This window comes from Lelliottia jeotgali, from assembly GCF_977070485.1.
Genome location: NZ_CDRVFO010000013.1, coordinates 1 through 21,365, shown reverse-complemented (window position 1 = coordinate 21,365; position 21,365 = coordinate 1). Strand labels below are relative to the sequence as shown.

Annotated in this window: 22 protein-coding genes; 8 read left to right on the top strand and 14 right to left on the bottom strand. The window is 62.8% G+C overall.

The features are described from left to right. Positions 1-70: 70 nt before the first annotated feature. The 5 genes from ACW4TB_RS18975 to ACW4TB_RS18955 all read right to left on the bottom strand — a co-directional run bounded on the left by ACW4TB_RS18975 (position 71) and on the right by ACW4TB_RS18955 (position 5,889). Entirely contained in the window at positions 71-979 is a 909-nt protein-coding gene (locus ACW4TB_RS18975) for a LysR family transcriptional regulator (protein ID WP_042111905.1), read from the bottom strand. A gap of 149 nt (positions 980-1,128) precedes the next feature. Beyond that, positions 1,129-3,267: a TonB-dependent siderophore receptor gene (locus ACW4TB_RS18970; protein ID WP_279933727.1), complete on the bottom strand. Its 2,139-nt coding sequence runs from the start codon at positions 3,265-3,267 to the stop codon at positions 1,129-1,131. Between the two features lie 122 nt (positions 3,268-3,389). Beyond that, complete coding sequence (locus tag ACW4TB_RS18965; RefSeq protein WP_012313373.1) at positions 3,390-3,770, bottom strand: hypothetical protein; 381 nt, start codon at positions 3,768-3,770, stop codon at positions 3,390-3,392. A gap of 95 nt (positions 3,771-3,865) precedes the next feature. Then, positions 3,866-5,059: an MFS transporter gene (locus ACW4TB_RS18960; protein WP_279933726.1), complete on the bottom strand. Its 1,194-nt coding sequence runs from the start codon at positions 5,057-5,059 to the stop codon at positions 3,866-3,868. An 80-nt stretch (positions 5,060-5,139) separates the two neighbouring features. Next, positions 5,140-5,889, bottom strand: a complete 750-nt coding sequence (locus ACW4TB_RS18955) for a 3-oxoacyl-ACP reductase family protein (RefSeq protein WP_254467339.1) — start codon at positions 5,887-5,889, stop codon at positions 5,140-5,142. Positions 5,890-6,012: 123 nt separating this feature from the next. On the opposite strand from ACW4TB_RS18955, the gene ACW4TB_RS18950 reads away from it, so the two are divergent. Further along, on the top strand, positions 6,013-6,942 hold the full coding sequence (locus tag ACW4TB_RS18950) for a LysR family transcriptional regulator (protein ID WP_455843049.1): 930 nt from the start codon (positions 6,013-6,015) through the stop codon (positions 6,940-6,942). A gap of 162 nt (positions 6,943-7,104) precedes the next feature. On the opposite strand, the gene ACW4TB_RS18945 is transcribed toward ACW4TB_RS18950, so the two are convergent. After that, a complete protein-coding gene (locus ACW4TB_RS18945) occupies positions 7,105-7,575 on the bottom strand; it encodes a GreA/GreB family elongation factor (protein WP_012313377.1) in 471 nt (156 codons plus the stop codon). A 2-nt stretch (positions 7,576-7,577) separates the two neighbouring features. Then, positions 7,578-7,970 (bottom strand): hypothetical protein, encoded by a 393-nt coding sequence (locus ACW4TB_RS18940; RefSeq protein WP_254467341.1) that lies wholly within the window; start codon positions 7,968-7,970, stop codon positions 7,578-7,580. A gap of 130 nt (positions 7,971-8,100) precedes the next feature. Between ACW4TB_RS18940 and earP the strand changes: the two genes are divergently transcribed. Together earP and efp are read left to right on the top strand one after the other, a co-directional pair. Further along, on the top strand, positions 8,101-9,234 hold the full coding sequence (gene earP / locus ACW4TB_RS18935) for an elongation factor P maturation arginine rhamnosyltransferase EarP (RefSeq protein WP_279933724.1): 1,134 nt from the start codon (positions 8,101-8,103) through the stop codon (positions 9,232-9,234). Between the two features lie 48 nt (positions 9,235-9,282). Then, positions 9,283-9,852 (top strand): elongation factor P, encoded by a 570-nt coding sequence (efp, locus tag ACW4TB_RS18930; protein ID WP_012271109.1) that lies wholly within the window; start codon positions 9,283-9,285, stop codon positions 9,850-9,852. A gap of 57 nt (positions 9,853-9,909) precedes the next feature. On the opposite strand, the gene ACW4TB_RS18925 is transcribed toward efp, so the two are convergent. The 3 genes from ACW4TB_RS18925 to ACW4TB_RS18915 all read right to left on the bottom strand — a co-directional run bounded on the left by ACW4TB_RS18925 (position 9,910) and on the right by ACW4TB_RS18915 (position 11,947). Next, positions 9,910-10,338, bottom strand: coding sequence for an organic hydroperoxide resistance protein (locus ACW4TB_RS18925; protein ID WP_012313380.1), 429 nt, complete (start codon positions 10,336-10,338; stop codon positions 9,910-9,912). Positions 10,339-10,479: 141 nt separating this feature from the next. After that, a complete protein-coding gene (locus ACW4TB_RS18920) occupies positions 10,480-10,935 on the bottom strand; it encodes a MarR family winged helix-turn-helix transcriptional regulator (RefSeq protein WP_012313381.1) in 456 nt (151 codons plus the stop codon). Positions 10,936-10,990: 55 nt separating this feature from the next. Continuing rightward, positions 10,991-11,947, bottom strand: coding sequence for a LysR family transcriptional regulator (locus ACW4TB_RS18915; RefSeq protein WP_012313382.1), 957 nt, complete (start codon positions 11,945-11,947; stop codon positions 10,991-10,993). A 77-nt stretch (positions 11,948-12,024) separates the two neighbouring features. On the opposite strand from ACW4TB_RS18915, the gene ACW4TB_RS18910 reads away from it, so the two are divergent. Then, complete coding sequence (locus ACW4TB_RS18910) at positions 12,025-12,810, top strand: sulfite exporter TauE/SafE family protein (protein WP_455843048.1); 786 nt, start codon at positions 12,025-12,027, stop codon at positions 12,808-12,810. Between the two features lie 18 nt (positions 12,811-12,828). Here ACW4TB_RS18910 and ACW4TB_RS18905 read toward each other — a convergent pair whose 3' ends face one another. Beyond that, positions 12,829-13,680, bottom strand: coding sequence for a LysR substrate-binding domain-containing protein (locus ACW4TB_RS18905; RefSeq protein WP_012313384.1), 852 nt, complete (start codon positions 13,678-13,680; stop codon positions 12,829-12,831). A 96-nt stretch (positions 13,681-13,776) separates the two neighbouring features. Between ACW4TB_RS18905 and ACW4TB_RS18900 the strand changes: the two genes are divergently transcribed. Further along, positions 13,777-13,995: a DUF1127 domain-containing protein gene (locus ACW4TB_RS18900; protein ID WP_039603335.1), complete on the top strand. Its 219-nt coding sequence runs from the start codon at positions 13,777-13,779 to the stop codon at positions 13,993-13,995. A 68-nt stretch (positions 13,996-14,063) separates the two neighbouring features. Here ACW4TB_RS18900 and ACW4TB_RS18895 read toward each other — a convergent pair whose 3' ends face one another. Beyond that, complete coding sequence (locus ACW4TB_RS18895; protein WP_119688498.1) at positions 14,064-15,410, bottom strand: class II 3-deoxy-7-phosphoheptulonate synthase; 1,347 nt, start codon at positions 15,408-15,410, stop codon at positions 14,064-14,066. Between the two features lie 118 nt (positions 15,411-15,528). Between ACW4TB_RS18895 and ACW4TB_RS18890 the strand changes: the two genes are divergently transcribed. Both ACW4TB_RS18890 and ACW4TB_RS18885 read left to right on the top strand, forming a co-directional pair. Beyond that, positions 15,529-16,284: a spermidine synthase gene (locus tag ACW4TB_RS18890; protein ID WP_254467344.1), complete on the top strand. Its 756-nt coding sequence runs from the start codon at positions 15,529-15,531 to the stop codon at positions 16,282-16,284. Between the two features lie 468 nt (positions 16,285-16,752). Then, complete coding sequence (locus ACW4TB_RS18885; RefSeq protein ID WP_012313388.1) at positions 16,753-18,432, top strand: DEAD/DEAH box helicase; 1,680 nt, start codon at positions 16,753-16,755, stop codon at positions 18,430-18,432. A gap of 114 nt (positions 18,433-18,546) precedes the next feature. On the opposite strand, the gene ACW4TB_RS18880 is transcribed toward ACW4TB_RS18885, so the two are convergent. Continuing rightward, positions 18,547-19,314, bottom strand: a complete 768-nt coding sequence (locus ACW4TB_RS18880; RefSeq protein ID WP_455828480.1) for a DODA-type extradiol aromatic ring-opening family dioxygenase — start codon at positions 19,312-19,314, stop codon at positions 18,547-18,549. A 101-nt stretch (positions 19,315-19,415) separates the two neighbouring features. On the opposite strand from ACW4TB_RS18880, the gene ACW4TB_RS18875 reads away from it, so the two are divergent. Beyond that, positions 19,416-20,063, top strand: a complete 648-nt coding sequence (locus tag ACW4TB_RS18875) for a thiopurine S-methyltransferase (protein ID WP_455828481.1) — start codon at positions 19,416-19,418, stop codon at positions 20,061-20,063. A 143-nt stretch (positions 20,064-20,206) separates the two neighbouring features. Here ACW4TB_RS18875 and htpX read toward each other — a convergent pair whose 3' ends face one another. Beyond that, positions 20,207-21,094 (bottom strand): protease HtpX, encoded by an 888-nt coding sequence (htpX, locus tag ACW4TB_RS18870; protein WP_012313391.1) that lies wholly within the window; start codon positions 21,092-21,094, stop codon positions 20,207-20,209. Between the last annotated feature and the right edge of the window lie 271 nt (positions 21,095-21,365).

The following is a 21,365-nucleotide window of genomic DNA, read 5'->3' as shown; positions in this document are numbered from 1 at the left end:
ATCGGCTGTCGTTGGTAAGTCCTCAGCCATCTTGACGCTCAAGGAGCCATGCAACAATCGACAGGTCCCACTAGCAGTTATGTGGTTTTTGCATGGCTTGATCGCGCATTTGATGTTTGACCACGGCCAAGGTCATCGAAGCCAGGCGTGTCAATGGTCTCTGATTGGTTGTGGCGACGAACAGGTGGGTATTGATAGTGGGCTCGACGATTGGGGCCGATTGCAAACCTAGGGGGACGTAGGAACCACTGAGTGCCATTCGTGACAGAACGGCAAAACCGGCGCCCGCGGCGACCAGGTCTATCAAAGAGGGAATGCCGTCTATTTCCATGTGTACGTTGAGTTCTACATGATGCCGTGCAGCTTCCGATTCGATCAGCCGCCTGAGAGAGTGTGGCTGGCTGGGTATGATCAGTGGGTAGTCACCGAGGGTGGCCAGCGGCACCGCTGGTGCGAGGCATGCCCCTGCAGCACCAATCAGCCAAAGGGGTTCGGATTGAAGCGGCTCAAAATGCAGTTGCGCGTTTTGCGCGGGGTTGTACAGCAGCGCAAAATCCAGGCGGCCCAACAGCAGCCACTCCCTCATTGAGTGGGACAAGCCTTCTTTGATGCCCAGCGAGCACCCGGGAAACGCCTTCTGAAACGCTGTGACAATACCAACGGTATGGCGCCGCGCAATACTAGGGGGGAGGCCGATCACCACCTTGCCAGTCAATGAGTCACGCTGTTCTTGCAAATCCTCGCGGGCGACTTGTACTTGACGCAAGATGCCCTGGCCATGCTCGAAAAGCCGGGTGCCAGCAGGGGTAAGGGTGACGCCTCTACCGTTGCGCAGTAACAGGTGTTGCCCAAGCTCCAGCTCCAACTGGCGCACTTGACGGCTTACGACCGACTGGGACAGGTTCAGTGTCGCCGCCGCCCTGGTGAAGCCACCAAATTCAGCGACGCGTACAAAGCACTCCAGTTGCTTGAGATCCACCCGATACGCCCCCGCATCCAAAACATTATTCTGTTGGATTCATCTTGTTTTGCGAAGGGCGAATCTGTTGATCAAAGCCATGGGCGGGTGAGCAATGCGTGCTCACCAAGCGGAATATCCCGCTTTCTGACATACGCCGCCAACGGTGTCTAGAAACTCACCGAAGCCGACACCCGTGCCGTCCTCGGCGCGCCCTGGAACAGGTAGTTGTCCCCCAGGTAATCCCCCACATCCCGCCAGTAGCGTTTGTCGAACACGTTATCCACGGTCAGGCGCAGCACCGTGTCATAGCCGCCGATACGCGTGCGATAGCGGCTACCCACGTCAAACACGGTATAGCCGCCCACCTGCACATTCCCCGCCTGGCTCGCATACTTGCTGGCGCTGTAACGTGCCCCGCCCAGCAGGGCCAGGCCGGGCACCGGCAGGCTGTAGTCGGCTTGCAGGGCTGCGCGCAGGCGCGGCACGTTGATCGCCTGATGGTCCTCGTAGGCATCGGTACCGCTGTTCTTCACGCGCGCACGAATCGCTGCGGCGCTGGCCTGGATTTGCAGGTTCGAGGTTACCCAGCCGCTGGCGCCCAGTTCCAGGCCGATGTTCTTCTGCTGGCCCTGCTGCACGTAGGTGAAGCTGCCGTCGCCTTCAGGGCGGGCGTATTGATAGGCCTGGCGGATCTGGAACAGCGCGGCGCTGAAACTCATGCCCTGCCAGTCGCGTTTGATGCCCAGCTCAAGCTGATGCGACAGGGTAGGGGCGAGGATTTCTGCCGCGTTGCTGGCATACCAGGGCGCGGTACCCCCTGCGGAAAGGCCCTTGGAGTAGCTGGCATAGACGGTGGTGTCCTGGCGCGGCTTGTAGATCAGCGCGGCATTGGGCAGCAACTGGTATTGCCGGGTATGGCGCCCGGCCAGGCCGGTTTCGTCCCAGGTCTTTTCGTCCAGGCGTACTTCGCGGGCGCCGAGCACGGCCTGCCACTGCTCGCTGAAGGTGATGCGGTCGTTGACGAACAGGCCGTACTGGCGGCTGTCCAGGCGCCGCTCGCTGGCACCGACCGGCAGGTCCGATGGCGCCACGGCGGGGGCGCCGGTGTAGATGTTGCCGCTACCGACCAGCTGGTTGTAGTAGGGGCGCTGATCCAGCGTGCGGCGTTGTGCGCTGGCACCCACCGTTAGCTCATGGCTCACGCCGAGCGCGTCGAAGTGGCCGTCGAGCATCGCTTGCGCTTCATCGGTGCGGCGGGTGTCGTCAGGGCTGCGGAAGTCGTATATGTCGTAGTCGCCCTCCGGGCTGAAGTGCGACTGCCAGCCGTCTTCGCTGCCCCAGGCGAACGAGCTGTAGTCATCGATCACCACTTTGCTGCGCGAGGCGCTCAGGGTGCCGCTCCAGGTATCGTTGAAGCGGTACTGGAAACGCCCGCCCAGGTTCAGTGAATCGTTCTGCACCGGCTTGGCCCAGTGCTGGTAAGCCAGGCGGTCATCCGGGTCGATGCCGTGCGGTACTTCGCTGCCGCCAAGCAGTTGATAGCCCGGTACCGAGCGCTGTTCGCGGTGCTGGTACTCGGCATCGAGCTGCAAGGTGGCATCGGGGTTTATCTGCCAGTCGAACGCCAGCGAGGCAAAGTCGCGCTTGCCATCGGCATGGTCGACGTAAGAGCGGATATCTTCGTGGGCGAGGTTGGCGCGCAGGCCGAACTGCCGTTCACTGCCAAACCAGCCGCCCAGGTCGGTGGCCAGGTAGCGCTCGCCCTGTTCGTTGGTCGATACCGTTACGCTGCGCACATCCTCGGCGCGCTTGGTCACGTAATTGATCAGCCCGCCAGGCGCCGATACGCCACTGTGCAGGCCCGACAGGCCCTTGAGCAGTTCGACTTGCTGCTTGTTTTCCAGCGCCACGTTCTGCTCGCCGGCGATGGTCTGGCCATTGATGCGGTAGCTGCTGGCGGCATTGAGTTCGAAGCCGCGCACGTTGAAGTTTTCGTAATAGCCGATCGGGGCGTAGCTTTCACCGACCGAGGCATCGCTTTGCAGCACTTCGCTGAGCTTGCGTACCTGGCGGTCTTCGATCAGTTGCTGGTTGAACACACTGACCGACGCCGGGGTATCGAGCAGGGGGGCTGCCTGAAACCCGCCTACCGCGGCTTCGGTTACCTGATAGCCGTCGTTGCCGTAGGTGTCGGATACCTGCACCGGGGCGAGGGTGACACTGTCTTGAGCCAAACCGTGGGGGCTGTGCAGGGCCAGGCCCAGGCTGAGCAGGCTCAGGGGCAGGCGGGGGTGTGGCAGGGGCATGCTGGGGTCCTTGAGCGGTGAGCACGCACGGGCCCATTCGCGGGTAAGCCCGCGAATGGGCCCGTGCAGTCAAAAAACGCTCATGTTATCAGGCGCGTATCACCCCGTACGCCTGAAGTTGTTCAATCCCCTGCAGGCGGGTGCCGATGCTGGCGCCAGCTGTCGTCGATCTTGGACCAGGTCTTGCCATCGGTACTGGCCATCAGCTTGCGGCCGTCCTTGAACGTCGCAAGGAAGGTGGCTTCTTCCTCCTTGCCGCCCAGCCATAGCCCGGCCAGCAGGCCAACCGGGCCAGCCACCAGGGCGCCGGCCATGCCCCAGCCGAGCGCGGTACCCAGGCTGCGATTGGATTCCAGGCTGGCCAGGCGCAGGTCGCTGATGCGGGTAAGGGAAATCCGCTCGCCAGGCGAGGGGCTGCGCGGGGTCTTGAGTGTGAGCGATCCATTGCGATACTCGCCTTCACCTTGCAAGAAATCGCCGGATTGCACCGTGAGCCTTGTCATTGAGTCGTCCTGTCAGTAAAGGGGCTTTGATCAATCCCTACTGAAGCGCCGGCGCGACGGGCAAGTCAACGAGCAGGCGACGGAGGGTTGCGGTGTCATGCCGCACAGGCCTTTACGGCGCGCTTGCGCTTGTGCTCGGCCCAACCCCACACCAGCAGCGCCAGCGCCCCGATCAGCAACCCTGCCGTCACGATGCCCATCCAGCCCCGGTACTGGAACAACTGTGTGCCCAGCAAGGAGCCTAGGGCGCCGCCGATGAAATAACAGGTGATGTAACCGGCATTGAGCCGGGTACGTGCTTCGGGCCGCAAGGCGATGACTGCATTCTGGTTGCTCACATGCACCAGCTGCACGGCCAGGTCCAGCACCAGTACGCCGAGCAGCAAGGCCAGTAGCGAGCTTTCGGCGAAACCCAGCGGTATCCATGACAACAACAGCGCTACCAGGCCCACTGTGGTGCCCAGCGAGCCTCTGCCACGGTCAGCCAGGCGGCCGGCCCAGTTGGCCGAAAGCGCACCTGCCGCGCCGGCAAGGCCGAACAGGCCGATAACCGCGTCGGAATAATGGTAGGGCTCACGCGCCAGCAGAAACGCCAGCGGCGTCCAGAACAGCCCGAACAGGCTGAACGCCAGCAAGCCCAGCAGCGAGCGCAGGCGCAGCACTGGCTCCTCGATGAACAGGCGAAATACAGAACCGATCAGTGCCGGGTATTTCAGCCCGGCATGGCTGTGGTGTTGTGGCAGGCTGCGGTACAGGGCAAAGGCGGTGACGGCCATCAGTACCGCGGCCAGCACATAGATGCTGCGCCAGCCACCCAGCTCGGCCATGAAGCCGGCAGCAGTGCGCGCCAGCAGTATGCCCAGCAGCAAGCCGCTCATCAGCGTGCCCACTGCGCGCCCGCGCTGATGCGGCTCACTCAGCGTGGCGGCCATGGGCACGAGGATCTGCGCCACCACCGAAAACAGCCCGGTGAGCGCGGTCCCCAGGATCAGCCAGGGCAGGCTCGGGGCGCAGGCGCTGATCACCAGGCCCAAGGTGGAAATGACCGACATGATCACGATCAGGCGGCGCTGCTCGAACAGGTCGCCCAAAGGCGCCAGCAGCAGAAGGCCCGCGCCATAGCTGAGTTGCGCGGCAATGACGATGCTGCCGGCGCTGGCGGTGCTCAGGCCGAACTGTTCGGCGATGCTGTGCAGCAGTGGCTGTGCGTAGTAGTTGCTGGCCACTGCCAGGCCGGTGGCGGTGGCCATCAGCAGGATCAGGGCGCGGCTCAAGGTCGGGGTGTTCATCAATATCTCGGTGCGGGCAAGGTAAGTGGCGTTCAGTATCTGGGCGGCTCAGGCTGGACGCCTGCGTGCAAACCGTTCGATCAGGCCGCAAAGCCACCGTCGGCGGTAAGGCTCGCACCGGTGATGTATCCCGCCTCAGGCCCCGCCAGGTACGCCACGAAGCTGGCAATTTCATCCACCTGCCCGTAACGCCCGATCGCCATCAAGGGGATCAGGCTTTCGGCAAACTCGCCGCTGGCCGGGTTCATATCGGTATCCACCGGCCCTGGCTGCACGTTGTTCACGGTGATGCCCTGTGGCCCCAAATCGCGTGCCATGCCTTTGGTAAGGCCGACCAATGCCGACTTGCTCATGGCATACGGCGCTCCGCCAGCAAACGGCATGCGCTCGGCATTGGTGCTGCCGATGTTGATGATGCGCCCGCCCTGGCCCATGTAGCGGGCGGCGGCCTGGCTGGCGACGAACACGCTGCGTACGTTGATGGCCAGCGTGCGGTCGAAGTCTGCCAGGTCGAATTCGGTCAGCGGCGCCACGGCCAGTACGCCTGCATTGTTGACCAGGATATCGAGGCGGCCGAAGGCCTTTACGGTGTCGTCCACTGCCAGTTGCACGGCGGCGGCGTCTGCGCTGTCTGCGCGCAGGGCCAATGCCTGGCCGCCAGCTGCTTTGACTTCTGCTACCAGATCGTTGGCCGGGCCTTCGGAGCTTGCGTAAGTGAAGGCCACCTGGGCGCCCTCACGGGCCAGGCGGCGGACGATGGCAGCACCGATACCGCGTGAACCGCCCTGGACCAGGGCTGCTTTGCCTTCGAGGGTAAATTGCTTGGACATGCTGATCTCCTGCTGGAAGCAAGGCTGAATACCTTGGATGGGCGCAGTATCGACCGACGATTACCTGCTGATAAGATGGCAATCACTATTGGCAGAGTAAACCTTTGGTTGGTAATTATGGCCATGGAGTCGTTCAACGCCCTTGAGTGTTTCATCCGCAGCGCCGAGGTGGGCAGCTTCGCGGAGGCGGCCCGCCGTTTGAGCATTACCCCGGCGGCGGTGGGCAAGCATGTCGCCCAGCTGGAAACGCGCCTCGGTGTGCGGCTGTTCCAGCGTAGTACCCGCAAGCTGACCTTGACTGAAGCCGGGCAGCGTTTTCTTGGCGAAGTCAGTGACAGCTTTCGTACCATCCAGTACGCCGTGGCCAACCTGGCCAGCGCCGAAGGTCAGCCGGCCGGGCTGTTGCGGGTGAGTATGGGGACGGTGTTCGGCAGGCTGTATGTACTGCCGTTGCTGGGTGAGTTTTTGCGGCGCTACCCGGCGATCACCCCGGACTGGCATTTCGACAACCGTCAGGTAGACCTGATCGGCCAAGGTTTCGATGCGGCGATTGGCGGTGGTTTCGAGCTACCGCTGGGGGTGGTGGCGCGCCGGCTGACCCCTGCGCATCGGGTGTTGGTGGCAGCCCCAGGGTACTTGAGCCGGCACCCCGTCATTGAAGACCCGCAGGTGCTGGGGCGCCATGCCGGCATCTTGATTCGCTCACCGCAGACCGGCCGTGTGCGGTCGTGGCCGTTGACCAGCCGTTGGCAGGCGCAGCAGCCACTGCTATTGCGCCAGGCAATGACCATGAGCGACTCGGATGCAGCCTGTGCCATAGCCCAGCAGGGGTTGGGCATTGCATTGGTCAGCCTGCCGTTTGCCGTGCCTTACCTGCAGGCGGGCCAACTGCAAAGGGTGTTGCCGGACTGGTATGTGGATGATGGGCATATCAGCCTGTATTACGCCGAGCACAAGCTTTTGCCGGGCAAGACCCGGGCGTTCATCGAGTTCGTGCAGGAGCAGTTCGCACATGGCGGGCTGGCGCGCAAATTCGATGCTCTTGCCGGTTAGTCGGAGGCTGGCAGGGCCGGCCTCATCGCCGGCAAGCCGGCTCCCACCGCGGCCGCGCAGTTCTTCAGCCCTGCGCTTTAACTGTGTAAGCAACCGTCTTGCCCAATTTCTAAAAGCCGGCGCAATCCATGTGGGAGCCGGCTTGCCGGCGATGGGGCCGGTTCAGGCAACCTCGACGATGAAGAACAGCTGGGCCCCAAGGCTGACCTCGTCATCGACCTTTTTACCGACCAGTTGCTGGCCTAGCGGTGAGCGCGGGGTAATGACCGTCACCAGTGCGTCTGCCTCGCCAATCTTCAACCCGGCCGCTTCCGGCCCCAGGAACACCTGCCGCTGAGCCCCCGCTTCATCTTCCAGAATCACCAGGCTGCCGATCTGTATCCCCCGCGCCGGGTCATAGTCGCGTAGCACCAGTTGCTGGTAGATCAGCAGTGCCTGGCGAATCTCGGCCGTGCGCCGCGCCTGGCCGGTGGCCAGGTAGGAGGCCTCGAGGCCAAGGGTGTCGTACTTGTTTTCGGCGATATTTTCTTCGGCGGTGGCGGTTTCGTAGGCGGTTTGCGCGGCGCGGCGCAATACTTCCATGTCGGTTTCCAGGGCTGCAACGATACGCGTGAGCAGGGTGGCCTTGTCCATGATCAGTAACAGAACTCCAGCACGTTGGCCTGGCTCTTGTCGGTCGGCGCAGTGCGGTTTTGCGACAGCCAGAACTGGCACTTGGGGCTGTTGAGGTTGCGTGGGTTGCCTTGCGCGGCCTCGGCCGCCTGCTGCAGCTCCTGCTTGTGCAGGATGGCCTTGTAACGCTCGAACATCTCGCTTTGCGCATCCGCCGGTTGCGCCGGCGGGGCCGGGGGCCGGGCAAGGGCGGGGGCGACTGCCTGGGCCACTGGCTGCACTTGCTCGGGCCACAGGTGGACGGCCAGCCACAGGCTCAGCGCGATGGCCACGGCACCCAGCCACAGGCCCAATGCCACACACAGGGTCAGTTGCACAGGCTTGAGGGTTATTTGCAGTTCACGGTGGCGGGGCATGGCGGCCTCCTGGCAGGCGTTATGTGGGCCATTGTCGCACGGCATCGGGCGGTTTTTCAGCGTTGGTGCTTTTGTCGGCGACAATTTAACCGCAGAATTCGTGATTTTGCGCAGGGCGAGGGCAGGGCACATGAACGTCACCTGGGACATTTTCTGCAGTGTCGTGGACAACTACGGTGATATCGGCGTGACCTGGCGCCTGGCCCGGCAGCTGGTGGCCGAGCACGGGCTGGCGGTGCGGCTGTGGGTGGACGACCTGGGGGCTTTCGTGCCCCTGTGCCCAGGCGCCGACGCCGGCGCCGCGCGGCAATGGCAGCAGGGCGTCGAAGTGCGCGCCTGGCCTGGCGAGTGGCTGCCGGTCGAGCCCGCCGATGTGGTGATTGGTGCCTTTGCCTGCCAGTTGCCCGCACAGTACGTCGAAGCGATGCGCGCCCGCCCCACGCCAATCCTTTGGCTTAACCTCGATTACCTCAGTGCCGAAGACTGGGTGGAAGGCTGCCACGGCTTGCCGTCGCCGCAGCCCAATGGCCTGCGCAAGGTGTTTTTCTTTCCCGGCTTTACCGAGAAGACTGGCGGGCTGCTGCGTGAGGCTTCGTTGCTGGCGCAGCGGCAGGCCTTCGAGCAATCTGCACAGGCGCGAGCTGCCTTCCTGCAAGGCCTGGGTGTAGACGTGCAGGCCGACGCGCAACTGGTCTCGCTGTTCGCCTATGAAAACCCGCAACTGGGCAGCTGGCTCGATGCTTTGGCCACGGACGCTTGTGCCACCCATCTGTTGGTACCGCAGGGTCGGATTCTCCCGGACCTGGCCAATTGGCTGGGCGAGCCGGGGCTCAAGGTTGGCGACGTGTTCCAGCGGGGGGCGCTGAGGGTGCAGATCCTGCCGTTCGTCAGCCAGGACGACTATGACCGCCTGCTGTGGTGCTGCGATTTCAATGCGGTGCGCGGCGAAGACTCGTTCGTGCGCGCGCAGTGGGCAGGCCGGCCGATGCTTTGGCACATCTACGTGCAAGAGGAAAACGCCCACTGGGAAAAGCTCGACGCGTTCCTGCGCCTTTATCGACAGGGCCTGTCGGACGCTGCCGGCGAGGCGATGGTGGCATTGTGGCGCGCCTGGAACATGAACCACGATATGCACCAGGCCTGGCAAGGGGCCCGTAAACACTGGCCAGAACTGCAGCAGCATGCCCGTGAGTGGGCGGCGCGCCAAGCCGCTCGGCCGGACCTCGCCAAGGCGCTGGTACAGTTTTACCGAAATTGGCTATGATATGCGGCCTCGATTTTTATAAATCCATCCAGATTCGGATACTTCGTAATGAAAACTGGTAAAGAACTGAAACCCGGTACCGTACTGCGGATCGACAACGACCCGTGGCTGGTTCAGAAAGCCGAGTTCACCAAATCGGGTCGCAACAGCGCGATCATGAAGACCAAGCTGAAAAACCTGCTGACCGGCTACAAGACCGAAACCGTTTACGGTGCGGACGACAAGCTGGACGACGTGATCCTGGATCGCAAAGAAGCGACCCTGTCGTTCATCAGCGGTGACTCGTACACCTTCATGGACACCACCGACTACACCATGTACGAGCTGAACGCCGAAGACATCGACGCCGTTCTGCCGTACATCGAAGAAGGCATGGAAGACATCTGCGAAGCCGTCTTCTTCGAAGGCCGCCTGGTATCGGTAGAGCTGCCGACCACCATCAGCCGTCAGGTTGTCTACACCGAGAACGCTGCGCGTGGCGACACCTCGGGCAAGGTCATGAAGCCTGCCAAGCTGAAGAACGGTACCGAGATCCAGGTTGCCGACTTCATCCAGATCGACGAGTGGATCGACATCGACACTCGCGACAACAGCTTCAAGGGCCGTTCCAAGAAGTAATTCTTCTTGTGATGTGCACAAAAAACCCGGCCTCGGCCGGGTTTTTTGTGCCTGGTGTTACACCGTCACATGCAATCGCACATCTACATTGCCGCGGGTGGCGTTGGAGTAAGGGCATACCTGGTGCGCCTTCTCCACCAGCCCTTCGGCTTCGGCCTGGGCCAGGCCCGGCAGGTTGATGTGCAGGTCGATATCCAGGCCGAAGCCACCGGGAATCTGGCCAATGCCCACCTTGGCGGTGATCGAAGCGTCGCCAGGCAGTTGCTTTTTCTCCTGGCCGGCGACGAATTTCAGTGCGCCGATGAAGCAGGCCGAATAGCCGGCAGCGAACATCTGCTCAGGGTTGGTGCCGTCACCGCCCGCGCCGCCCAGCTCCTTGGGGGTGCTCAGCTTGACTTCCAGCTTGCCGTCGCTGGAGCTGGATTTACCGTCGCGACCGCCAGTGGAGGTGGCTTCTGCGATGTACAGCGGAGTGACCTTGTGCATATTGAGCCTCGCTAGTGTGCTGTGCGCCCCGTGTGTGCCGGGTGCATCTGGTGGGTACGGGATTTAAATTAGCGCGCAATTAGTTAGTGCGCAAGATAAATCTTCACCGCTCGTCTGAGCGGGCATTGCACAGCATAGCTGTCAGAGGTTCTTTTGCAGGCTGTCGCGCAACTCCAGCAGGTCTGCCTGTAGTTGTTGCAGGCGCTCCAGGCTGCGGCCGCTGGCCTTGAGAATGCACTGTGGCACCTCTTTGGCCTGCTGCTGAAGGGCGCGCCCCTTGTCGGTCAGTTGCACCAGCACCACCCGTTCATCCTCACGGCTACGGGTTCGCTTGAGCAGGCCTTCGCTTTCCAGGCGCTTGAGCAAGGGAGTGAGGGAGCCGGGGTCGGTGAGCAGGTGCTGGCTGATCTCGCCCACGGTCAGGCCGTCCTGTTCCCACAGCACGAGCATGGCCAGGTACTGCGGGTAGGTAAGGCCCAATGCCTGAAGCAGGGGCTTGTAGACCTTGGTCATCAGCAACGAGGTGGAGTGCAGGGCAAAGCAGACCTGGTTGTCCAGCAGCAGCTCGTCGCAAGAAGCTTGGGTGTCGGCGTTCATGCAGGTCCTTGAATGTGATCAATGGAGAAATCTAGCACGCTGAAGGTTTGCGCGCTCATTGCCATCGCAGCTCACTTCGCAGTGCCATGTCCCAAGGAGGGATCGGGCTGAAGCGGCTCTTGAGGAATTCGAGCAGCAAGCGGCTGCGAGAGTTCGTTTCATGTGCCAGGCGTAGCGCATAAATACCGCTGGTCTCTGCAGCGGGCAGGCCGTTGTCGCAAAAAAGTGGTACCAGTTCGCCACGCAGCAGGTAGTCGCTGATCAGCCAGGTAGGCAGGTGCGCAACGCCCAGGCCGGCAAGCGCGCCGAACAGCAGGGTTTCAGCATTGTTGGCGGCCATGCGCATCCGCGAGGGCCGGTACAGCCGTGATTGCCCATCGACGTTGAAGCGCCAGGCGAACGGCGGTGCCAGGCCGTCCCAGTCCAGCCCGTCGTGACCGGGCAGTTCGCTGGGGCAGGCGGGTATGCCGCGGCTTGCCAGGTAGGCGGGGCTGGCGCAAGCGACGCGGACCATGTAGGCCAGCGGTGTGGCGACCAGGCGGGTATCGGCCAGAGGGCCCGCACGCAGCACCAGGTCGACCTCGCCCAGGTGGCTGCCGTGCAGGTCGACGAAGCTGTCGATCAGCCGCAGGTGTACATCAAGGCCTGGGTAGGCCACCAGGAAGTCGGCAATGGCCGGGGCCAGGTGGCGGCGGCCGAAGGCGGCAGGGGCGTCGATACGGATCAGGCCCTCCGGAGCACTGCTCAGTGATACGGCCTCGGCGCGGGCCAGGCGCAGTTCCTCGATGATGCGCCGGGCGCGCTCGGCGAAGGCGTTGCCTGCAGGCGTGGCACGCACCGCATGGGTGCTGCGGGTGAACAGGCGGCTGCCCACGGCGCTCTCGAGGCTGTCGATGCGCCGGGCGACGGCGGAGGGGGTAAGTGGATGGCGCCGGGCGGCAGCGGAAAAACTGCCAGTCTCCAGTACATCGAGGAACAGGCTCAGTTGATCGGTAAGGGTGTCAGGGCTCATGGCTGCCTTGCTTTTGCATTAAACGCACAGCCATTGTGCGTTGCTGTGCGTTTCCCCGCTAGAGCGTAATCGTTAGCATGCTCGCATTGTTGATGCAGGCGGATGAGGCCCTGATGATCGAGTGGTTGATGTATATCGTGCTGGGCGCAGCCTTGGGCACCATGGGTGGGTTGTTCGGCATTGGCGGCGGCCTGATCGCCATTCCGGCACTTGGTGTGCTGTTCGGGCTTGATCAGCAGTTAGCCCAAGGCACGGCCTTGGTGATGGTGGTGCCGAACGTGTTGCTGGCCCTGTGGCGTTATCACCAGCGCAACCGCATCGAGTTGCGCCATGCCTTGCCGTTGTCGGTGTGCAGCTTGGTGTTCGCCTGGTTGGGCTCGATCTGGGCAGTGGGTATCGATGCGCAGGCCATGCGCCTGGGCTTTGTCGGCTTTCTGGTGGCGCTGGCCCTGTGGAACGTGGCGCGTATGTTTAACAAATCCGGCCCGGCAAGCCCGGAGCTGCGCCATCACTGGCCCTGGCTGGGGGTGCTGGGTTGCTTCAGTGGAACCATGGGCGGTTTGTTCGGGGTGGGCGGCGCGGTGGTGGCTACGCCGATCCTGACCAGCGTGTTCGGCGCCACGCAGGTGGTGGCGCAAGGGCTGTCGCTGGCGCTGGCGGCGCCGAGCACCATGGTGACTTTGCTGACCTATGGCGTGCACCACAGTGTCGACTGGGGGGTGGGGATACCGTTGGCAGTCGGAGGCCTGCTCAGTATCAGCTGGGGAGTGCGGCTGGCCCATGCGCTGCCAGAGAAGGTGCTGCGGGCGATGTTCTGTGTATTTTTGGTGGTGTGCGCCGTGATGCTTGGATTTGAGCTTTAGAGTGGTCTGGCGCACCCATTACTGGAAGCCTTCGATGATGTAGTCGGCCATGCAGTCGGTGATCGGTGACTGGCTTTGTGCATTGCGCAGCAGCATCACATTGGCCACCGGCAGCTCAGGCAAGCCGTCCTGTTCGCCCAGGATACGGATATTGCCGCCAATCAGGCTCTGCAACTGCGCCGTCACTGCCAGCCCTGCCGTGACGATGGCAAAGATCGCCGCCAGGCTCGGGCTGGTGTAGGCGATGCGGTAGTCGATGCCTTGGGCCTCCAGGGCATTGCAGGTCCAGGCGCGGCAGAAGCAGTCGGTATTGAACAGTGCCAGCGGCATCGGCCGTTGCTCCTGTGGGCAGAAGCTTTCGGCGGCGGCCCACACCAGGCGTTCCTGGCGCAGCAACTGGCCAACTTCGTTCCCGGGCTCACGGGTGACGATGGTCAGGTCCAGGTCCTGGCGCAGCATCAGGTGTTTAGACGAATCACAATGCACCTCCACCTGCACCAGCGGGTAGGCCTGGGCGAAGCTTGACAGGATGGTCGGCAGGAACCGCATGGCGTAGTCGTCCGGTGTGCCTATGCGCACCAGCCCGACCATGTGCGGCATGCGCAAGGTGTTGAACACTTCGCCATGCAGCTTGAGGATGCGCCGTGCGTAGCCCAGCAGTACCTGGCCCTCGGCGGTCAGGCGCACCTGGCGGCCGTCGCGCTCGAACAGTTGGCGCTGCAGGACGTCTTCCTCCAGGCGTTTCATCTGCATGCTGACGGCCGACTGGGTGCGGTTGACCACTTCGCCGGCGCGGGTGAACCCACCTTGCTCGGCAATGGCGACAAAGGTGCGCAACACGTCGGCATCGAGGCTTTGGTAGTGGGACATTGCATCAATCTCCTAGATGCATTGCATAAGAAACATTCGTTGGATTGATCTTAAGCCCGGGGCGAGACTGAAGCCATCAACACGGAGGGCTTCACGATGAAAGGTCATGTCAGCAGCATTCAGCACTCTGCCTTTTCCCTCAACCACCTGTGGCATGCTGCCTTGCAGCGCCCGGCTCGCTGGTTGGAGCTGTATCGCCAGCGTCGGGAACTGGCCAGTCTCAGCGATGCGACGTTGCAGGATCTGGGGTTGAGCCGGGCGGATATCCAGCAGGAGGCAGAGCGGCCATTCTGGGATGATCCGCTGCGTAAGTGAGGGGGCGAGCGCCGTGCGGGCGGCGCTCGGTCTTCAGGGCGCTGAAGAAGCTGCGACAGCTACTTACCTCAACGGCGCACCTGCTTGAGCGTTTCGGCAATCAAAAACGCCAGCTCCAGCGACTGGTCGGCGTTCATGCGGGGGTCGCAGTGAGTATGGTAACGGTCCGACAGCCCGTCTTCGGTGATCGGCCGTGCGCCACCGATGCACTCGGTAACGTTCTGCCCGGTCATCTCGATGTGAATACCGCCCGCGTGGCTGCCTTCGGCCTGGTGCACCTGGAAGAACTGCTTTACCTCATCGAGAATCTGCGCGAAGTCACGGGTCTTGTAGCCGCTGCTGGCCTTGATGGTATTACCGTGCATCGGGTCCGAGCTCCACAGCACCTTGCGCCCCTCGCGCTCGACGGTGCGGATCAGCCCGGGCAGGTGCTCACCGACCTTGCCGGCGCCCATGCGCACGATGAGGTTGAGGCGCCCCGGGTCGTTGGCCGGGTTGAGCGTGTCGATCAGGCGGATCAGCTCTTCAGGGTTCATGCTTGGGCCGACCTTGACCCCGATCGGGTTGTGCACCCCACGCAGGAACTCCACATGTGCGCCATCGAGCTGGCGGGTGCGGTCGCCGATCCACAGCATGTGTGCCGAGCAATCGTAGTAGTCGCCGGTCAGGCTGTCTTGGCGCACGAAGGCTTCTTCGTAGTTCAGCAGCAGTGCCTCGTGGGCGGTGAAAAAGCTGGTTTCGCGCAATTGCGGGGCGCTGTCCAGGCCGCAGGCGCGCATGAAGGCCAAGGTCTCGTCGATGCGGTTGGCCAACTGGTGGTATTTGTCGGCCAGCGCCGAGTTGGCGATGAAGTCCAGGTTCCACTTGTGCACCTGGTGCAGGTCGGCGAAGCCGCCCTGGGCGAAGGCGCGCAGCAGGTTGAGGCTGGCGGTGGCCTGGTGGTAGGCCTGCAGCAGGCGGTCCGGGTCTGGCACGCGGCTTTTTTCGTCGAAGCCGATACCGTTGACGATGTCGCCGCGGTAGGCCGGCAACGTGACGTTGCCGATGGTTTCGTCACCCGATGAGCGTGGCTTGGCGAACTGGCCCGCCATGCGCCCGACCTTGACCACCGGGCAACCGGCGGCGAAGGTCATCACGATGGCCATCTGCAGCAACACCTTGAAGGTGTCGCGGATCTTCGCCGCAGAGAACTCGGCGAAGCTCTCGGCGCAGTCGCCGCCCTGCAGCAGAAAGGCGCGGCCTTCGGTGACCTCGGCGAACTGCCGGCGCAGCTCGCGTGCCTCCCCGGCGAACACCAGCGGCGGGTAGCTGGCCAAGGTCTGCTCGACCTTGAGCAGATGCGCGGCATCGGGGTAGGTCGGTTGCTGCTGGATCGGCAGGGCACGCCAGCTGTCAGGGCTCCACGGTCGGTTCATCAAAGGCTCGGTCTTGTCGGTTATAGGCTGTCTGCCATGGTAACAGTTGGCGCTGAGCTTGTTGCATCGGGGACGTTGGCGGACAATGCGCGTTTTTGCGCGGGCGGGTGGCAGGTTCATGACGACGGAGCGGGAAGAGCGGCTGTTGGCTCGGGTCGAGGATGCCTTTGGGGTCATCAGCGTGTATGAAGTGGATGATTACCGCTTCCTCGAATTTGGCGATGCCATCGAGCAAAGCTGCGTGTTCACTGCCGACCCCAGCTGGCTGGAGTACGACTACACCCGCGCCATGCTGGTCGGTGCGCTGTGCCACGAGCTGCCTGAAAGCGCCCTGTTTCTTGGCTTGGGCGCCGGTACCCTGACCCAGGCCTGCATGAAGTTCTTGCCGCTGGAAGACATCGAGGCCATCGAGCTGCGCCCGGATGTACCGCGCCTGGCCATGGAGTACCTGGGCCTGGACGACGACCCGCGCCTTTATGTGCGGGTTGGCGATGCGCTGGAGCTGCTGCCCACGGCGGAGAAAACCGACCTGTTGTTCGTCGACCTGTATACCGACCACGGCCCGGGTGTCGGGCATCTGGCCTGGACCTTTCTGGAAAATTGCCAGAAGCAGCTCAACCCCGGTGGCTGGCTGGTGATCAACCAGTGGGCCGGTGATGACGGCAGGCCGCTGGGCGCGGCGCTGTTGCGCGGGTTGTACCACCGGCACTACTGGGAGCTGCCGGTGAAGGAGGGCAATGTGATCCTGCTGGTGCCGGCGGACCTGGAGCAAACGCTGGACCTGGGTGGGCTCAAGGGCAGGGCTGAAGCCTTGGCGCCACAGCTGGGGTACAGCCTTGAGGGGTTGATCAAGGAAATCCGCCCAGCAACGTGAAGGCCTGGCGCCGTCCCCCCGTAGGAGCGGCCTTGTGTCGCGAAAGGGTGCGAAGCGCCCTCGGGATTTTAGCGTCGCCGCATACATTGCCGGGGCCGCTTTGCGGCCCTTTCGCGACACAAGGCCGCTCCTACCGGGGCCGTGCCAGGCTTTGAGAGATAATCGTTTCAGCTATCGGCCATTGATGGCTTCGTACTGGCCCCATGCCCGTGAAAATTTTCCACACTTCCCTCTATTAATTCGGGTATAGTACGCGCCGGTCTTTTAGCGGGCCTCAAAATCAGGTGGTGCAAATCCTCCGAGTCCAGCTTCGGCTGCACGTCCGCTAGGCGGACCTTCCCAAGTTTTTCTTTTTCAATCGTTTTCGCAAATCCCCGCCGCCAGAGCTGCCTGGGTGACCATTTGGTCTTTCAAGGCATGTGCAGCTTTGGAGCATGGGTCTTTGCGGATGCACATAGAGGCAGACCCATGACCCAGGAAACCGGCGGATTCGCCGCTCTCGATCTCAATCCGAATATCGTTGCAGCTGTTCTGGCCACCGGCTACGAAGAGCCTTCGGCTATTCAGCATCAATCGATCCCGATCATCCTCGCCGGTCACGACATGATCGGCCAGGCGCAGACTGGCACCGGCAAGACCGCTGCCTTCGCCCTGCCGATCCTCAACAAGATCGACGTGAGCAAGCGCGAACCGCAAGCCCTGATCCTGGCGCCAACCCGTGAGTTGGCGCTGCAAGTAGCCACCGCTTTCGAAACCTACGCCAAGCAGATGCCGGGCGTTAACGTGGTGGCTGTATACGGTGGTGCCCCGATGGGCCCACAACTGCGTGCCATTCGTAACGGCGCGCAAATCGTCGTGGCCACCCCTGGCCGTCTGTGCGACCACCTGCGTCGCGACGAAAAAGTCCTGTCCACCGTGCAGTACCTGGTACTGGACGAAGCCGACGAAATGCTCAAGCTGGGCTTCATGGATGACCTCGAAGTGATCTTCGATGCCATCCCGGCCAGCCGTCAGACTGTACTGTTCTCCGCTACCCTGCCTTCGTCGATCCGCTCGATCGCCGAACGTCACCTGCGTGAGCCCAAGCACGTCAAGATCCAGAGCAAGACCCAGACCGTAACCGCGATCGACCAGGCTCACCTGATGGTGCACGCCGACCAGAAGATCCCGGCTGTTCTGCGTTTGCTGGAAGTGGAAGAGTTCGACGCGCTGATCGCCTTCGTGCGTACCAAGCAAGCCACCCTGGACCTGGCCGCCGCCCTGGAAGCCAAAGGCTACAAGGCTGCTGCGCTGAACGGCGACATCGCCCAGAACCAGCGTGAGCGCGTCATCGACTCGCTCAAGGACGGCCGCCTGGACATCGTCGTCGCCACTGACGTCGCTGCCCGTGGTCTGGACGTACCGCGCATCACCCACGTGTTCAACGTGGACATGCCGTACGACCCGGAGTCCTACGTGCACCGTATCGGCCGTACCGGCCGTGCCGGTCGCGAAGGCCGTGCACTGCTGCTGGTCACCCCGCGTGAGCGCCGCATGCTGCAGGTCATCGAGCGCGTTACCGGGCAAAAGGTTGCCGAAGCGCGCCTGCCGAACGCTCAGGCCGTGCTGGATGCGCGTATCAAGAAGCTGACCTCGAGCCTGGCGCCGCTGGTAGCCGAAGCAGAAGCCACTCACGGTGAACTGTTCGACCGCCTGACCGAAGCCCTGGGTTGCAGCCCGCGTGCCCTGTCCGCAGCACTGCTGCGCAAGGCCACCAATGGCCAGGCGCTGGACCTGGCAGCGGTAGAGCGCGAGCAGCCGCTGGTACCAAGCTTCGCACCGCGCGGTGAGCGCCCGGAGCGTGGTGACCGTGCCGAGCGTAGCGACCGTGGTGAGCGCGAGCGTCGTGCGCCACTGCCGCTGGCCGAAGGCCGCGTGCGTTGCCGTACCGCGCTGGGTGCCCGTGATGGTATCGCCGCCAAGAACCTGCTGGGTGCGATCCTCAACGAAGGTGGCCTGGCCCGTGATGCGATCGGTCGCATCCAGGTGCGTGACAGCTTCAGCCTGATCGAGCTGCCGGAAGACGGCCTCGAGCGCCTGCTGACCAAGCTCAAGGACACCCGCGTGGCTGGCAAGCAGCTGAAGCTGCGTCGCTACCGCGAAGATTGATCCTGGCGTAATGAAAAAATCCCCGGCTTAGGTCGGGGATTTTTTTTGCCTGCAGTTTTTTGGGGCTGCCATGCAGCCCTTTCGCGGCGCAATGCCGCTCCTACGGGCGATTCTTCAGTCGAAGCGATAGGTGTCCATACCCAGCGCCCCCAGGGTAAAGCCTTGGTGCACAATGCCAAATCTGCCCCCGGCCCCAAGGGCAAAGAACAACGGCAAGAAATGCTCATCACTGGGGTGGTTACGCAACGCAAACGGCGCTTGTTGCTTGAAGTCCAGCAGCGCGGCCTGGTCGTCCTCGCCCAGCTTCTCCACCACCCAGTCACGAAACGCCAGTGCCCAAGGCTCGATCACGTCCGGCCCGGCATGCCAGTCCAGTTCGCCCAGGTTATGGGTGATGCTCCCGGACCCCACCAGCAATACCCCTTCGCTGCGCAGCCCGGCCAATGCCTGGCCGACCTTGATTTGCAGCGCCGGCCCCATGTGGCTAGGGAGCGACACCTGAATCAGCGCAATGCTTGCATCGGGATACATCAACGACATCGGCACCCAGGCCCCATGGTCGAATGGCCGCTGGGCATCCAGGCGAGCTGGCAGGCCGGCGGCGTTCAGCCGCTCGCTGACGTTCGCGGCCAGTTGCGCATGGCCAGGCGCAGGGTACTGAACGGCGTACAGCGCTGCAGGAAAGCCGTAGAAGTCATGCCAGGTTTCGGGGTGCGGGTTGCCGGTCACCAGCAGCTCTTGGCTTTCCCAGTGCGCTGAGACCACCACTATCGCCTTCGGGCGTGGCAGGGCATTGGCCAGCCGGGCCAGCGCCGGCCCGCTGGCGCCGGGTTGCAGGGCGAGCATGGGGGAGCCGTGGGAAATGAACAGGCTGGGCAGCATGGTAGGGTCCTGAAGGGTAAGATGCAGTCATCTTCGATCAGTCACCGATCGATATCCAATATAAGATTTTTGCGCAACTTATCTAAAAACCAGGAGGAACTATGGAGGCGGCGTTCTGGCACCAAAAGTGGGCCGATAACCAGATCGGTTTTCACCAGGCCCAGGCCAACCCCTACCTGCAACGCTACTGGCCGGGGCTCGGTCTGGTTGCCGGTAGCCGGGTGCTGGTGCCGTTGTGCGGCAAGAGCCTGGACATGGCCTGGTTGGCGGGGCAGGGCTATCGCGTGCGGGGTATCGAGCTGTCGCGTCGGGCGGTGGAGGACTTCTTCCAAGAGCAGGGGCTGCAGGCGCAGGTTTGGCAACAGGGTGCGTTCGAGGTCTGGTGCAGTGGTGAGGTGGAGCTGTGGTGTGGCGATTTCTTCGCCTTGCGCGCCGAGGATGTGGCCGATTGCGTGGGGCTGTATGACCGGGCTGCCTTGATTGCCCTGCCGCCGCAAATGCGTGAGCGATACATGGGCTTGCTTTCGCAAATACTGCCTGTGGGCAGTGGGCTTCTGGTGACTTTGGACTACGAGCAGAAACTGTTGGCGGGGCCGCCGTTTTCGGTCGCCGACGAGGAAGTGCGGCGTGGGTTTGCCGGTTGGCAGGTGGAGGAAGTGGAGGCGCGAGACGTGATAGGGGAAAGCCCTAAGTTCTTGCAGGCGGGGGTCAAGCGCCTGGTGGAGCGGGTGTATCGCGTACAGTTCTGATGTGGGTTTGCCTGTGCCGGCCCTATCGCCGGCAAGCCGGCTCCCACAGAGACACCCGCAGTTCTGAGGATTTGTGGCTTACATGTGCGGGCCGGCTGCATAAAAAAGGGCGACCGAAGTCGCCCTTTCTTGTTGGCGGTGAATCAGCCGCGGCGGCGCAGCGCCTCGATGCGTTCTTCCAGCGGCGGGTGGCTCATCAGCAGGCCGGCCAGGCCATGCTTGAGGCCGCCGTTAATGCCGAAGGCCTTCATGGTGTCGGGCATGTGCACCGGCAGGCCTTGCTCTACGCGCAGGCGCTGCAGGGCGCCGATCATCGCGGCAGTGCCGGCCAGTTGAGCACCGGCTTCGTCGGCGCGGTATTCGCGGCGGCGCGAGAACCACATCACGATCATGCTGGCGAGGATGCCCAGGACCAGCTCGGCGACGATGGTCGCCACATAGTAGGCAATGCCCTGGCCTTCTTCGTTCTTGAAGATCACCTTGTCGACGAAGTTGCCGATGATGCGGGCGAAGAACATCACGAAGGTGTTCACCACGCCTTGCACCAGCGCCAGGGTGACCATGTCACCGTTGGCCACATGGCCGATCTCGTGGGCCAGCACGGCGCGCACCTCATCAGGCGAAAAGCGCTCCAGCAGGCCTTGGGATACTGCTACCAATGCGTCGTTGCGGTTCCAGCCGGTGGCGAAGGCGTTAGCCTCGTAGGCCGGGAAGATACCCACTTCGGGCATTTTGATACCGGCTTCGCGCGACAGCTCTTCGACCGTCTGCAGCAGCCATTGCTCGTGGCGGGTACGCGGCTGGGAGATGATCTGGGTGCCGGTGCTCATTTTCGCCATCCACTTGGAGATGAACAGCGAAACGAGGGAGCCGGCAAAGCCGAACACGGCGCAGAAGACCAGCAGGCTGCTGAGGTTGAGGTCAACCCCGTTGGCGGCCATGAACCCGTTGAAGCCGAACAGGCTCAGGGTAATGCTTGCAACCAGCACCACCGCAAGGTTGGTGGCTACAAACAACAGAATGCGCATCATGGTTGTTACGTTCTCCTGACGGATGAGTGTGTTGCGTATGCGGGGTATATAAGGGGCCGGACGCGCCGATTCAATCGGGGGACTATTTCAAACTGTGTACGGCGGAGTATGGCAGAGGATCTGGCGTGGGCTGTGAGCTAGAGCGTTGCAGGATGTAAGAGAGGTTATGCGGGGTTGCAGGGGGCTGCTTTGCAGCCCAATCGCCGGCAAGCCGGCTTGTATGGTAGGACTCGAAGGGGTGGGTGGGACCTAAAGCCGGCTTCTGACTGTT